The 14798-nt window shown below is 52.7% G+C and carries 13 protein-coding genes; 6 read left to right on the forward strand and 7 right to left on the reverse strand.

Features of this window, described 5'->3' with window-relative positions; genetic code table 11:
* Positions 1–546, reverse strand: a complete 546-nt coding sequence (locus ABIC79_RS15455; protein WP_354567688.1) for a helix-turn-helix transcriptional regulator — start codon at positions 544–546, stop codon at positions 1–3.
* Positions 547–976: 430 nt separating this feature from the next.
* Between ABIC79_RS15455 and ABIC79_RS15460 the strand changes: the two genes are divergently transcribed.
* From ABIC79_RS15460 to ABIC79_RS15485, 6 genes are read left to right on the forward strand one after another with little or no spacing between them, the layout of a single operon-like run.
* Positions 977–2227, forward strand: coding sequence for an efflux RND transporter periplasmic adaptor subunit (locus tag ABIC79_RS15460; RefSeq protein ID WP_013577964.1), 1251 nt, complete (start codon positions 977–979; stop codon positions 2225–2227).
* A gap of 58 nt (positions 2228–2285) precedes the next feature.
* Positions 2286–3002, forward strand: a complete 717-nt coding sequence (locus ABIC79_RS15465) for an ABC transporter ATP-binding protein (protein WP_037033254.1) — start codon at positions 2286–2288, stop codon at positions 3000–3002.
* Between the two features lies 1 nt (position 3003).
* Entirely contained in the window at positions 3004–5433 is a 2430-nt protein-coding gene (locus ABIC79_RS15470; protein WP_013577962.1) for an ABC transporter permease, read from the forward strand.
* A gap of 47 nt (positions 5434–5480) precedes the next feature.
* Positions 5481–6893 (forward strand): sigma-54-dependent transcriptional regulator, encoded by a 1413-nt coding sequence (locus ABIC79_RS15475; RefSeq protein WP_013577961.1) that lies wholly within the window; start codon positions 5481–5483, stop codon positions 6891–6893.
* A complete protein-coding gene (locus tag ABIC79_RS15480) occupies positions 6886–8199 on the forward strand; it encodes a sensor histidine kinase (protein ID WP_119262382.1) in 1314 nt (437 codons plus the stop codon). The genes ABIC79_RS15475 and ABIC79_RS15480 overlap by 8 nt, the downstream gene beginning before the upstream one ends.
* Entirely contained in the window at positions 8156–8845 is a 690-nt protein-coding gene (locus ABIC79_RS15485; RefSeq protein WP_121019844.1) for a 4'-phosphopantetheinyl transferase family protein, read from the forward strand. The genes ABIC79_RS15480 and ABIC79_RS15485 overlap by 44 nt, the downstream gene beginning before the upstream one ends.
* A 9-nt stretch (positions 8846–8854) precedes the next feature.
* Here the strand turns inward: ABIC79_RS15485 and ABIC79_RS15490 are convergent, their stop codons facing one another.
* The 6 genes from ABIC79_RS15490 to ABIC79_RS15515 are packed head-to-tail and all read right to left on the reverse strand — an operon-like array spanning position 8855 to position 14784.
* A complete protein-coding gene (locus ABIC79_RS15490; RefSeq protein ID WP_013577958.1) occupies positions 8855–9511 on the reverse strand; it encodes a GIN domain-containing protein in 657 nt (218 codons plus the stop codon).
* Positions 9512–9526: 15 nt separating this feature from the next.
* Positions 9527–10582, reverse strand: a complete 1056-nt coding sequence (locus ABIC79_RS15495) for a MupA/Atu3671 family FMN-dependent luciferase-like monooxygenase (RefSeq protein ID WP_112151491.1) — start codon at positions 10580–10582, stop codon at positions 9527–9529.
* Entirely contained in the window at positions 10566–11882 is a 1317-nt protein-coding gene (locus tag ABIC79_RS15500; RefSeq protein WP_168444317.1) for a cytochrome P450, read from the reverse strand. Before ABIC79_RS15500 ends, ABIC79_RS15495 begins: the two co-directional genes overlap by 17 nt.
* The gene (locus tag ABIC79_RS15505) at positions 11875–12819 is read right to left on the reverse strand and encodes a beta-ketoacyl-[acyl-carrier-protein] synthase family protein (protein ID WP_168444316.1); all 945 of its coding nucleotides are present in this window, start codon (positions 12817–12819) and stop codon (positions 11875–11877) included. Before ABIC79_RS15505 ends, ABIC79_RS15500 begins: the two co-directional genes overlap by 8 nt.
* Complete coding sequence (locus ABIC79_RS15510; protein ID WP_153376329.1) at positions 12816–13667, reverse strand: hypothetical protein; 852 nt, start codon at positions 13665–13667, stop codon at positions 12816–12818. Before ABIC79_RS15510 ends, ABIC79_RS15505 begins: the two co-directional genes overlap by 4 nt.
* The gene (locus ABIC79_RS15515) at positions 13654–14784 is read right to left on the reverse strand and encodes an acyl-CoA dehydrogenase family protein (protein WP_217192415.1); all 1131 of its coding nucleotides are present in this window, start codon (positions 14782–14784) and stop codon (positions 13654–13656) included. The genes ABIC79_RS15510 and ABIC79_RS15515 overlap by 14 nt, the downstream gene beginning before the upstream one ends.
* Positions 14785–14798 lie beyond the last annotated feature (14 nt).

The raw sequence follows: 14798 nt of genomic DNA on the forward strand, positions 1-14798 counted from the left end.
TTATAAGAAGTGCAGGTTGCTGATTAACATACTTCTTGAAAAGTTGTTTCTCTGGATGCCGAAAATGAAATCATAATCTGATGATTCTTTTTTTATTTCCGGGCGTGTTGTCCTGATGACACTCTGTTTGAATTTGAGCGGAGACTCATTATAGGTCTTGCTGAAACTTCGGGAAAAATGCGGCAGCGACGAAAATCCACAAGCATAGCTGATATCTGTCAAAGACCACTCAGGGGCTAAATGGATAAATTCCCTGGCCAGCGCCAGTCGGACCTTCCACATCCACTTTATAGGCGTGACATCATAGAAATGTTTGAATATGCGGCAAATATCAAAGCGGGTTTTACCACATATTTTTTCCAGATCTTCAAGTGTGATCTCGTCAGAAATATTCTCCAGCATATAATTAATAATCTTAACAATACATAATGCTTTGTCTGTATGAGCGTGCTTGCCATAGATAGTCAAATGACGATTATCGAGATCCTCGGTTATTTTCTGTGTGAAAAGACTTTTTTCAGCGTTCGATAGTTTGCGTTCCCACATACACACCCCTTCTGCGTAATTAATGAGTGATGAACAAATTTTTAAAATTGGAATACCGTCCCCGCTATTCTCTAAGCAATTACTATGCCATGTTTTTATTTTTTTCAACTTATTGTTTATAATGGATATTATTATTCTTTCCTGTTATGTAAATAGTAAAATCCCATTTTCGAAACACACTAATTAACTTGCCAGATTTAATATCCCAATATTGGGAATGCATGATATGCGTGGGGTTTCGCAGGCAAAAGAGGGTAATCAGGGCATGCCGTCCCGATTTTCGTTCCATTAATGAGATAGAAAATGATTAAGGGAAAAGGTGTAATTGGCGACTTTTTAAAAAACACATAAAAATCAGTTGGTTAATTAAATTTTAAAGGTTGGCACGATTTGTGCTCATCGGTAAGGAGTTATCAGAAAAGGTATTATTATGGACATATCAATCCCGCAACCCGGGAATAAATTCATACTGAAGCGATACCGCAAATTTATTGTTGCGGGCGCACTCTTTTTAGCCACGCTGGCGGCAATCTATAATTACCGTTTTTCGCCTTATCAGATCTCCCGCGGGAGTATCGCGGTCGGGCAGGTTCAATATGGCAGTTTCTCGGTTGAAGTGCGGGGTAACGGGGTACTGCTACCGCGTGATATCAATTGGGTTGCGGCCAATGTTGATGCCCGCGTGGAAGAGGTCATTTACAAACCTGGCATGAAGGTGAATAAAGGCCAGTTATTGGTCAGAATGAGTAACCCGACGCTGGAACAAAAATTACAGGAAAACCGGCTCGAGCTGGATGCCCGCCGGGCTGAGACTGACGCCACTAATGCAGAATTACAAAATAAAATTCTGAGTCAGGAAGCCTTGGTATTGGATGCGAAAAGCCGGTTACTCAGCTCTACGATGCGGCTTGCTGCGCAAAAGAAATATATTGCGGCAGTGCCGATGCTGGAATACGAAACGACCCGTATTAATACTGAACAATATCGTCAGCAAGTTGTGCTTGAGGAAAAACGATTAAAAACACTCAAGCTGAGCATTGATGCTGATATCAAAGCCAGTGCGATGCGCCTTAACAAACTGGAATCTTTGGTGCTGCTGAGCCAGCAGGAAGTCGATTCGCTGAATGTTACCTCACCGATTGAAGGCATTTTGCAGGATGTGAAAGTCCAGGTCGGCCAGCGGGTCACCACCGGCACCAGTATTGCCCGTCTGGCGAAAGAAAAGGAACTTTATGCTGAACTCAAAGTGCCGGAATTACAGTCCCGTGATCTTGCCGTCGGGCAGCAGGTTACCATTAACACCGGACGCAGCCAGTTCACCGGGGTATTGTCACGGGTGGATCCTGCGGTGACCAATGGCACCGTTAAAGTGGATGTGACATTCAATCAACCACTGCCGCAGGAAGCCCGTCCTGACCTGAGTGTTGATGGTTTAATCGCAGTGACAAAAATTAATGATTCCCTGTACGTTGAGCGGCCACCGTTTGCCCAGAATAATTTACCTTCGATGCTTTACCGGCTCGATGAAAAGGAACGCTCTGCCACCAAAATGAAGGTCAACTTTGGTCAGGGATCTGCGGATTATATTCAGGTGACCAGTGGACTGCGTGCGGGAGATAAAATTATTCTCAGTGACGGCAGCGCCTGGCAAGGGGCAGATCAAATTGAGATTACTAAATAATGCCGGCTCACCTGCAAAAGACGCCAGCTTACAGGACAATGCGATGGAGATGAAAATGATGGAATCACTGGTAGAACTCACTGACGTGAATAAGATTTTTTTGACCGATGAAATTGAGACACACGCCCTGAGCAAGATCACGCTCAGCATTTCCAAAGGGGAATACGTGGCGATTTCCGGGCCTTCAGGCTGTGGTAAATCAACGCTGCTTTCGATTTTGGGTCTGCTCGATGTGGCCTCTACCGGGACCTATCAGCTGGCCGGGCACAACGTGGAAAATATTTCTAAAAAGCAGCGTGCCCTGGTGAGAAATCGTGATATCGGCTTTATCTTTCAGTCATTTAATCTCATCAGCGATTTAACCATTGAGGAAAATGTCTCCCTGCCACTGACTTACCGCAAGGATATTTCTAAAACTGAACGGCAGCAGAGAGTGGCGGAAGCCTTAGACAAGGTCAATATGTCCCACCGGGGACGCCATTATCCCTCGCAGCTTTCCGGCGGACAGCAGCAGCGCGTGGCCGTCGCACGGGCTATCGTGGGCAATCCCTCCATCATTCTGGCGGATGAACCGACCGGTAACCTGGACTCCCACAATGCCGAGGCGGTGCTGAATATTCTCGATAAGTTACATCAGGAGGGCGCCACGATCTGCATCGTCACCCATGATCCTCGTTCAGCCGAGCGGGCGCAGCGCAGCATCGTGCTTTCTGACGGGCAGGTCGTCGGAGACGGACATGTGGCACGGGAACTGACCCTGATAAAGGAAGCATAAAATGCTTTTTGATATCCGATATGCCTTACGCCTGTTACTCAAAAGCCCGTCATTTACCTTTATCACCGTGCTTATCATGTCCTGCGGTCTGGCACTGACGCTTTATATGTTTTCAGTCATTAACACCATCATGTTTACGCCGCTTCCTTATCCGGACGGGAAAAACATGGTGTTAGTAAACCCGACGGTCAATGGCGTCAGTCTGAGTGACTCCGGGGTCAACTTCCTGGACTACCAGGAAATTAAGGCCCGCAATACCACGCTCAATGACGTGGGTTATTTTTATGCTGAACGTGCCGATATCAGTGACGGCACCAAAGCGGTTTCCTATATGGCGATCCGCAATACGCCGGAGATGTTTTCTTATACTGGCATCCAGCCTTATCGTGGCAGGGTGCTGAACAGTGAAGATGTCCAGCCTGGCGCGACACCGGTTGCCGTTATCAGCTATGGCATGTGGCAAAACTACTTTGCTGCCGATGCGCAACTCATTGGCAGAGATGTCCTGATCAATGGGATACACACGCGCATTGTGGGCATTATGCCCGCCAATTTTGCCTTTCCTTTCTTTCATGATCTCTGGCTGCCTTCTAAGCTGGATCCTGCACAGTATCTGGTCCGCAAAGGTGCGCCGGAAGTATCCGTTTATGCGCGCCTGAAACCCGGTGTTCCGCTCGCCGATGCTGACGGTGACCTCGCTCAGGTGATGCAGTCGCTGGCCTCTGAGTATCCTGAAAGCAATAAAGGGCTGTCGGCGCAGGTACTGACATTCCAGGAAAATTTCATGGGTGAGGAGACCATGCCGATCTTCATCGTCATGCTTTTTGCCGTGGCTTTTGTGCTGGTGCTGGCGTGTTGCAATGTCGGCAACTTATTGCTGGCAAGAACCACAGAGCGTTCAAAAGAAATCGCTATCCGCGTTGCTCTGGGCTCACCTTCCGGTCGTCTGGTCATGCAAATGATGTGGGAAAGCTTATTTATTTGCGCCTTCTCGGGCATCATCGCCGTTCTGCTCGCCGCCTGGGGACTCGAGATCACCAATACATTACTGCCGACGTTCGTACCGAACAAAATTCCGTTCTGGTGGCATTTGTCACTCGATAACGTCATGATCCTCAATGCGTTAGTGCTGGTCATCATGACGGCTGTCGTTACCAGTGCATTGCCTGCGTGGAAAATCACCCACGGTAATTTCAACGATGTTTTGCGTGATGGAACGCGGGGCGCGCAAAGTCGCGGGGCAGGCAGGGTGTCCCGTATTCTGGTGACGTTTGAAGTCGGATTATCCTGTTCCATTTTATGCATCAGTGCGCTGCTGGCGCTGCTGGTTTACCAGGCGACCCGTGCCGATTACGGGGTGGCGACGCAGGGCTATCTCACCGGTCAGATTAACCTCAATGCCAACCAGTATCCTGATGATGCGAGCCGGATCCTGTTCTATCAGCGCCTGCAATCGTCCCTCAGCGGGATCCCCGGTGTTGAAAAAACGGCCATCACCACCAGTGCCGTCGGACAATTTACCGTACCCCGTCAGGTGGATATCGATTCGTCTACCAACAACAGCAAAGACCGCTGGTCTTATCCTCTGGTCAATGATGTCCAGGTGATGCCGGGAAGCCTGACGGCAATGGGGATCACGCCGGTGGCCGGAAGGGAGTTTGCCAGCAGTGATACGCAGGACTCACAGCCCGTGGTGGTGGTCAGCCAGTCGTTTGCGGAGCAGTTCTGGCCCGGTGAGCGGGATGTCATCGGAAAACGCCTGCGTTTTCGTGATACGGATGATCAGCGCTGGTTCACGGTTATCGGTGTGGTGCCGAACGTCATTCATGGCCGGCCTTTCAGCGCGTTCCGCCAGCGGGTCACGGTTTACCGCTCGCTGGCGCAAATACCCGCGGCGTCATTAACGCTGGTGCTCAGGGCTCAGAATCCTGATACGTTAGGGCCTGCGCTCATGAATGCGGTGCGCCAGATTGACAGCACGCTCTCCGTTAATCAGGTGCAAACGTTGAATCAACGTCTGGCCAGGAATACCGCCGGGCTGCATTTCATTGCCAACCTCTTTATGTTGTTTGGTCTGGTCGCGGTCATTCTGGCGGCCACCGGTATTTATGCCGTGATGCGCAATGTGATCAATCAACGTATTCAGGAGATCGGGGTGCGTATGGCGATGGGGGCAACGGAAGGCGTTCTGTTACGGATGCTGATGCTTCAGGGCAGTAAGCAATTATTCATTGGCCTGATTATCGGGTTGCCTTTGGCCTTCTTTGTCGCACCCAAGTTGACGCGTATATTGGGCAACGGGCATACCTCCTTTGCACTGCTCTTTTGGGGTGTCGCCGTCATGATTTCTTTAATTGTGGCGTTAGCGGTCTGGTTGCCTTCCCGACGCGCCATTCGGATGTCGCCTGCGGACGCCATTCGCTATGAATAATCTGTCGCCGTGCCTGACGGGTGCGGCGGCACAAGCCGGATGCTTTAATGAACGAAAAAAAACGTATTCTTGTCATTGATGATGACGCGGGCATTCTGACCAGCCTCGACATGCTGCTCCGTATGGAAGGGTATGACGTGACGCTGGAAACGCAGGCCAACCGTTTATTGTCACATTTGTCCGCAAAGCCCTTTGATCTGGTACTGATGGACATGAACTTCCAGAAAGACACCACGTCGGGTCTGGAAGGTTTGCAACTGCTGGATGAGTTAAAAAAATTTGATGACTGTCTGCCCGCCGTGGCCATGACGGGATGGGGAAGTGTTGACATCATCGTCAGCGCCATGCGGGCCGGTGCGGCGGATTTTATTCAAAAACCCTGGGATAACGAACGCCTGTTAAGCATTGTTCAGCAACAGATTGCACTGAGCCAGGCGAGACGCTCCGGGAATTGCCTGCGAGAAGAAAACAAGCTGCTGAAAATGGCGCTTGAAGATGACATGGGCAATGAATGGGTTGTCCGCTCTCAGGCCATGAAGCAGTTAATCAACGTGGTGGAAACCGTGGCTGCCACGGATACCAGCATCCTGATTCTGGGTGAAAATGGCACCGGCAAAAGCCTGCTCGCCCGCTATATCCATCAGCTCTCATCCCGCCGTGAGCACAGCATTGTTGAAGTTAACATGGGGTGCATCAATGAGCAGTTGTTTGAAAGTGAAATGTTCGGGCACGTAAAAGGCGCGTTTACCGATGCGCGGGAAAATCGCATCGGACGCTTTGAACTGGCCGATAAAGGCACATTATTCCTCGATGAAATTGGCAATTTGCCCTTGTCCCAGCAGGTAAAATTACTGCGTGTCCTGGAAGAACGGCAGTTCGAACGCGTGGGTTCATCACGGACGCAAACCACACAGTGCCGCATCATTGCGGCCACCAACACGGATCTTGAAAAAGCCGTGACTGAAGGGCGGTTCCGGCAGGATTTGCTCTACCGGCTGAATGTTATTCAAATTCCGTTACCGCCGCTACGTGAACGGCAGGAAGATATTGAGCCGCTGGCTGAACGTTTCCTGCAACGTTTTGCCCGCAAATACAGTAAACCTAAACCGGTATTATCGGCGATGGCGCGACAGGGGCTGCATGAATATTCATGGCCGGGGAATATCCGCGAACTGAGCCATTTGCTGGAACGCGGCGTATTGCTTTGCCGCAATAATACGATCGACCTGGCAGATCTTTGCCTGCCGCTGCCTGTGAAGGGGCAAAACAGCGGTCATGAGCCACAGCAAAAACCGGTGACGCAACTTGAGACGGGCACGCTGGCAGAAGTGGAAGAAACTGTGCTCTTACAGCGCCTGCGTCACTATGACGGGAATGCAGTGAAAGCGGCAGAATCGTTAGGGCTGAGTCGCAGCGCTTTTTACCGACGACTGGATAAATTAAAAATCTGTCATGAGTAAACTTTTTCGATCCTTTGAGTCACGTCATTTAATACTGTGCAGTTTGTCCCCGCTGGGGGGCGTTGTTGCCTATCTGCTGCTGTGGTTTTTCCCACAGCAGTCTCTCTACCTGAAATTTCTCACGCTCTTTATTCTGTGCGTCACGTTAGTGTATTTTTCCTATCACTTTTTCCAGCAACTTCTCTACAAAATCAATGTGATTTCTAACCTGTTAGAAGCCGTTGAGCAGGAAGATTTTAGCCTTCGCGGTGTGACCAGCGGGGAAGGGGTGTTTGAAGGGGTCATTGAACAGATCAACGCCATTTCGGGTCAGTTATCCCGCCACCGCCAGCAGCAAAGAGAAATGGATTTTCTGCTGCAAAAAGTGATTTCTAATATCACGGTGGCGATTTTCGCGATTGACGGCAATAACCGGCTGATGTGGTGTAATGATGCGGCCTCGCGGATGCTGGGCACATCGCTGGAAAAGCTGATTGGCGAAAAATGCAGTCACTGGCAACTTGATACGTTGTTGCAAAATGCCAACCGGGAGCATCCGGTGGAGTCCAGTCATGCAGGGCGTCCGGGGCGTTATAAAGTGTCCAGTGACACCTATATGGTGGACGGGATCCAAAACGTATTGCTGTTTGTCAGTGATGTTGACGACATGCTGCGTAAGGAAGAACAAAAAGCCTGGCAAAACCTGCTGCGGGTGATCAGTCATGAAATAAACAATTCTCTTAGCCCGATTGCCTCCATCAGCCAGATGCTCCAGCAGCATTATCGCCGCCATACAGAAAACCTGCCGGAGGGCTTTGCGGAAGGCATCGATCTGATCAACCGCCGGGCCAAAGAACTTATCGCTTTTATCAGCAGTTACCGCCAGCTCAGTAAACTCGCCCCCCCCGTCAAAGCACCGCTTGATTTTGCCGCCCTGATTGCGGAGCTGCCGCTGTTGTTTGCGCACCGTAAAATTACCCTGAAAGGCCCGGCGCCGCTGAGTGTAAATGTCGACCGGGTGCAACTCCATCAGTTGCTTATCAACCTGATTAAGAATGCCGATGAGGCGATGAGCGATACCACGGCGCCGGTGTGTATTGAATGGTCAGAAGAAAAAGGCTGTCTGTTTGTGACCATTCTTGACCAGGGTGTCGGGCTGACCAATCCCAAAAATCTGTTTGTTCCTTTCTATACCACCAAACCCAATGGCAGTGGCATCGGGCTGATTTTGTGCCGGCAAATCGCTGAAAGTCATGGCGGGTATCTGTCTCTGGAGAATCGCCATGATCGAACCGGTTGCCGCGTTACCCTCAATCTCCCACTGTGATCCCCTGCGTGAACTGAAGGCAGGAGAGGGGCTTTGCCTGCTCCGTCACTTTGAGGCGTCGCTGTCAGGGCAACTGCTGCGACAGCAGGCGCAGTGCTGGCTGCGTCAGGTATTGTCGGGCTACTTATCGGTGACCGATGAACAGTTAAGTATCGCAAGAACGCCTCAGGGTAAACCCTGGCTCCCTGATTTCCCGGGATTGTGCTTCAACTTATCCCACAGCGGAACTTCGGCGGCGATTGTGCTGTGTCGCGGGGCAGAGGTCGGGGTGGATTTGGAAAAAGTCAGCGGAAACGTTGAGGCGAAAAAAGCCATCGCCCGCCGGTTTTTCAACCCTGATGAACAGCACTGGCTGGCAGAAGATGAGGCGCATTACCTGTTGCGTTTTACCCGACTGTGGAGTGTGAAGGAAGCGTGGCTCAAAGTCAGGGGAACCGGCCTTACGCAGTCGCTCGCCGGTTTTTGTGCCATCCCGCAGCACAGTGGCATCGCGCACGTATTCGATGAGCGTAAAGAAGAGATCGGCCTGTTACATCACCGGCTGATTGAAAACGACGGGGTGTATTGTCTGGCGTATGGCGCCTGTGCTCCGCTGAAAGACCTGCCGGTCAGATGGCAGGTCTGTATTTTTCAGGCGGACAGTTAATCAGGCGCGTTAAGCACAGCCAGAAGTGGAAATCTCGCTGGCAAATGAGCTGGCAGAACCGGTATCCACCTGAGCAGAGGCGCTGACGGAAACACGAGCGCCTGCCGCAAGCGTGCCCTGAATTTTGGGGATATGACACAGTGAGGATTCCGCGCCCATGCTCATGCGCACGTTAGCCGATTCCGCCGTAAAATTCTGAGGCTTCTTGTTAAAACTCCCGCCCATGGCCAGATCCAGATTCAGTTCAGCCGTTTTGCCTTCAGCGCGGATATCCGTGCCCATACTGCCGGAAACGGCCAGTGTTTTCGGATCCACCGCACAGGCCGGTGCGGCTATTTTAACACCCGCTTTTCCGGCCAGACTGTTCAGCGGGCCGCTGGTATACAGGGTGATATCCAGCGTGTGCGAGATAAAGCGATCATTTTCAGCGGCATCATTGACCAGCAGTAAAGCGTGATTGTCATGGGTGACTTTCAATTTATTCAGCGTGTCTTGCGAACCGGAGACCACCATAGACGGCGTTGCGGCACACTTAATGGTGAGATTAATGCCCTGTCTGGCTTCTACTGCGCTAAAGGCTTCCAGGGGGAATGTTTTTTCTGCGGCGAGGGCAGAAGTGCTGGTGACACAGGCGAGCAGGGTAAGCGCCAGGGTGATTTTTTTCATCATAGTTCCTTGATTTCATAACAATGTAGCAAGTGTCCGAAGCGTTTCTTCCACACTTGATTGAGGCATTCCAAAATCCATCAGGCACGCAACTTCATCGATTCCTTCCTGCCTGAGACGGGCAAGCTGATCTGCGCATTCTTGTGCAGAGCCAAATAAACCGCAGTGGTTGAGATATTTCTCCACTCCCCATTTCAGTGTGTAGGCTTGCTTCTTCTCATTTTGCTCCGCATCGGCGACCCGTGGTTGACTGAGATTGTCGGAAAGCGCCATAAATGCCTGCAGATAACCGGTAAGTGCCGGTTTAAGCCGTGGCAACAGCGTTTTTCGTGCTGCTCCGGCCTGCGTGTGCAGCATTAATGTGATGGTGCCTTCTGCGGGATCAAAACCCGCCTGACGGCGTGCGAGGCGATACGCCGCGCAGTTTTCCACCAGTTGCTCGCGGGTCTGCGAAACCAGATGGGTGAGCACATTCAGCCCGCGTTTTCCGGCCTCAGTAAATAAATCGGGATTACTGCCGGTGGTCAGCCAGACGGGGATCTCCGTCTGAAAAGGTGCAGGCCAGGTTTTCAGGCTGACCGGTTCGGGTTGCGCAGGCAGCGAAAGCTCGTGGCGTGTGACGGATTCACCGCGCCACAGCGCCTGAACCTGCGCCAGTGAGGAAAAAAGAACCTGTTGTCTCTGGCGGTAATTCTCAGCCCTGAGCACAAAATCATTACGCTGCCAGCCGCTGGCAAACGCCACGCCAGCGCGGCCATGAGACAGGTTATCGACGATGGCCCATTCTTCGGCAACCCGCAGAGGATCATGTAACGGCAGCACCACGCTGCCTGCCCGGATACCGATACGTTGCGTGCAGGCCGCCAGCGCCGCGCTGACCACCGAAGGATTAGCAAACATGCCGCCAAAGGTATGGAAATGCCGCTCGGGCGTCCAGATAGCATGAAAATTCAGCGTATCTGCCAGCCGTGCGGTACTTAATAATTGTTCATATTTATCAGCGAAGTTGTCTCTGGCCACATCGGCGAAGCAGAACAGGCTCAGCGCCGGGATCTCACGGGATGTGGTCATGCTGTTCAGCCTTGTTTGTGGACGTGAGAATGAAAGACAGGTCACCGCGCGGGATGACATTAAGCGCAAAAAGCGGGGTGAGGGCGGCAGGTGACGTCGAAGGGGCGAGCGAAAACTGAAAATGTTCGCACAGTGTCGCAACCGCCGTGGTCAGCTGGTCGAGAGCCAGAGTCATGCCCACACAGTTTCGTTTTCCGACGCTAAAGGGTAAAAAATGCTCCGGCGCAATTTTCTCTTCACCCAGAAACCGTTCCGGCCTGAAGCAAAGCGGTTCTGCCCAGCAGGCGGCATGACGGTGAATCAGCCAGGGGGAAAATAAAACCCGCGTGCCCGCCGTAATCACCACGTCATCCACCACGATATTTTCTGCCACCCGGCGCTCAAAAAACGCTGTCACCGGCGTCAGACGGAGCGATTCCCGGACAATGGCTGAGGCCATGTTTCGTTTGCCCTGAGCCGCTTCCTCACGCACGCAGTGCTGATAGTTCAGGTGCTGCGAAAGATGTGTCAGCGTCCATAGCAAGGCAATACCCGTGTTATCGACGCTGGCGGCAAGATTGCCCAGCAGAAGACTGATCACTCTCTCACGCGCTTCGGGGTGCGCGCCGGGACTGAGCGCCTGACAAAGACGTTCCAGCATCGTGGTATTGCCGCCCCTGGCGTCATCCAGCAACGGGCCAAGCAGGGACTCAGCCTCCAGCCGGAAGGCGACCAGTGCCGGATGCCTGCACAGTGCCTCATAATCCGCGTCCGGTGCGGCGATAATCAGTTGCAGATAGATATCACGGAAATGGCCAATCAGCGTATTCAGCTGGGCCAGACTGATCTCCCGGCCAAAAAATCCTTCTGCCACACACATCAGCGCCCAGTGCAGGCAGATTTCACGCAATGAGGTCTGCTGCGGATCCTGCAGAATATCCAGCAGCCAGCGGGCGGAGAGGTCGGTGCTTTGTTTCAGCAACGGGGATTTAGGGTTCACCAGCGGTGTGGTGAGTTTTCTCGCCAGCCGCCATTCCTCGCCCTCTTTGGATGTCGTCAGTGACTGACCCAGCAAGATGCGTCCGATAGTTGAGGCTGAGGAAAGATGTTCAAATTCCTTCACGAACTGGCTTTCCTGCTCAATCAGCAACCGGACATGGCGGGCGCCGGCAAGCAGCAGCACTGCATTGTCTTTTTCACCAATCCAGACTTTATCTCCGTGCTGACGACAGGCCATTTCGGCGATTTTAAGAAAACCGAGCCGGGCAAACTGTGAGGAAGGCGGGGTGAAAAAAGGGATGGCTTGCGCGTTATCAGGCATCCTGAGGCTCCGCAAATGTGTCTGAAGTGATTATGGCGCTGCCCACCCAACCGCCGAGCCCGACAGAAAGTAAAATGGCTGGCTGGCCGGTTTCGGCTGGCGGGTGGGTATCGAGCAGTAAGAGAGGATCGGTGGTGTAACAATGTCCGCATTGCCCGATGAGATCGGTGGCGATCCGCTGATGGGCGCGATCAGGATGCCGCCGCCAGGTTTGCCAGCTCAGGCGGTTAATGTTGTGAGGCAGTAACCATGCGTCCTTCCGCTGTTCAGCCGGATACTGACGCAGCGCCATGTCGATCAGAGCGTCATGAGACTGATAAAAACGCTTAATATCTTCCCGGCTGCCGTCGAGGCCCTGCCAGAATGCGGGATGATGAAAACAGTGAATGCCGGACACCCTGCGCTCACCGCCGCCCGGTCTCAGCAAGGCACACACAAAGGCATCACCGATTAATGTGCAGCCGGGAACATAGCGCTCTGCCAGGCTGAAATCTGCCAGCGTGTCGCCTGCCAGCAGAGCCACACACTGATATTTTCCTTGCTCAAGCATGCGCTCAGCCATCAGCAGACCCCAGAATAACGTGGCGCAGTTTTGCTGATTAAGGGTGATGAGATGTGCGTCAGGGGCAATAAAATCAAAACGTTGCCGCAGCAACGCTAAATCAACCCGTTGCCGTCGTGAACGGGCGGGCAATCCCTGAACCAAAATAATCGCATCGATTTTTTCAGCCTGCGTTAACTGTACGGCGGTTTGCTGCAACAGCGATTCAAACGTCGCGGCGGCACTTTCGTCTTCAGCCAGCGTTGATGCTTCCTGAAAACCGAAAAGATGGCGGAAGGTCCGGGCTTCGCTGGGGTTCGCGCCGCGATGGGCGAGGATCGCGTCAAGCGATATCCGTGTGACAGGAATACAGGTTTTCAGCGCAAAAATATTCATCTCAGGTTCTCTGCTGCCGCCAGACCGCACAGGCTTATCCGTCCGTTGTGTTCACTCATCAGCAGATAATCACGTCCGGGCTGCCAGTTTTGACCCAGGGCGACAAAAGGCGCCGCGCAAAGTAAACGGGGATTGACCGCCAGTGACGTAAAGCCTTCCGGTAAACTGGCGAGACAATTTTGAGGGCCGATCAGCGTTAACCGTTCGCGGGTAAAACCGAAATGCTCAACGGACTGCAAGATGGCCTCGCTAAAATCTGCGGACGTTTTCAGACGCTGATACCCCAGATAACGTAATCCGCGCTGTTGCGTATTGACCAGACAGAGGCAGGCATTGTTTTCCGGTTGCAGGCGCGCCATCAGCGGTGAAAAGTACATCAGACTTTTTTGTTCGGCGATCAGTAACAATCCGTCTTCCGCTTTCCCTTGCAGGCAGTCGCTGAGGCCATCAAGGGCAAACAACGCCGCATCCGGCCCGCGATCGCTGATTGCCAGCGCCAGACAGTCGGTGAGGCCGAGCTGATGTATGGCTAAATTCACCACAGAACTCCCCATGTGCAGGTCAGGCGTCCAGTGCGCCATCAGCACCGTTTTCACCCGCTGCGGCTGAACGACCGGGGCAAGATGTGGCAGCAATGTAGCGACCATATCGCTGAAGGCCGCCCGTTCATTGCTGGTGATCCAGGTGTTAACCTGCTCGTTTTCCTGACTGAGCGGCTCACCGTTAGCGGCGAAAAAATGCTGAACATACGAACGCCAGTGCGGAATATCCGTTTCCCACTCCGGTTGAGGGACGTCGGTGTGATGAAACGACTGGCTGACAATATCGGCGGGATCAAGGTACAGCATGGCGTTGATCTCCCTGAATTTCAGGTGTGCGGAAGCTGTTAAGTAAGTGGATATTGCTGGTGCCTTCCATGTATTCAAAAGCAAAGCTGTCGCGGTAGCGCTTGCGCAGGAAAGTCTCTTCCAGCCAGTCTTCGGTGGCGAGCCAGTGGGGCAGATGGCTCGCCGTCTCTTCGGCCAGACGGGTAGCGCTTAATTTGAGGCGGCTGGTGCTGGCATATTGCTGCTGACCCGTACGATAGCCTTCTGCCAGTGCGAGCATCTGCTGAAAGAGAACATGATATTTACGCCACTGGCAGGCGATCCAATGTTGCGCAGTCGCGGGTAATGGTCGGGTTTCCAGCGCTTTCAGCAGGCCGTAAGTGGTGCCCAGCGCCATGGCCGCCACCATGGGACGGTGGCGCTCAAAGACCTTGCTCAGCGCATTAAGCCCCTGCTGCAATCCCCGGCGTTCATGCCCTAAAATATCGTCTTCTTTGACACTCAGATTGGTCATCGTCAGACGTGTCAGTGCTGCACCCGCTAACCCGAAGGTATCGAGCAGTTCACGCTGCAAAGGTCCGGTTTTCCCTTCGGGAAACACCATCACCAGCCGGTGGGTCTGTTCATAACGGGCAAATACCAGGCCCGCGCTGGCGCGCATCGCGCCGCCGACCAGCATCTTTTGCCCGTTCAGCCACCATCCCTGACTGTTTTGCGTGAGTTCGCAGGCAATTGCTGTGGCGTCGGAGCCAAACCCCGGCTCGGTGACGGCAAAAAATGTCCAGGCAGGGCTGTGTTCAAAGCAGGCGAAAAACCGTGCCTGTTGCCGCTCAGTGCCGAGCGTCAAAATAGCGCGGGTGCTAAGGGATGCGCCGGGCAACATCATCATCGCGCTGGCATCTGCCCGGCTCAAATATTCGATGATCTGTAAGTGATGTGAGTAATCAACGTCAGAGAAGGCCGCCGTTTCCCAGGGATTAAAACGGGAGGGAATGCCGATACAGGCAATGCTCATCAGTTCGGGATGATCAAAACAGGCCAGCGCCTGATCCGGTTTATATTCCGAAATTTTGCCAGCCGTGGTGAGCAGTGCCTGGAGTTCATTCAGCTGCGGGTAGTATCGGGTAATATCAGCCATGAGGAGTTAACACA

Origin of the sequence: Rahnella sp. 2050 (assembly GCF_040544515.1) — a bacterium.
Taxonomy (GTDB): domain Bacteria; phylum Pseudomonadota; class Gammaproteobacteria; order Enterobacterales; family Enterobacteriaceae; genus Rahnella; species Rahnella aceris.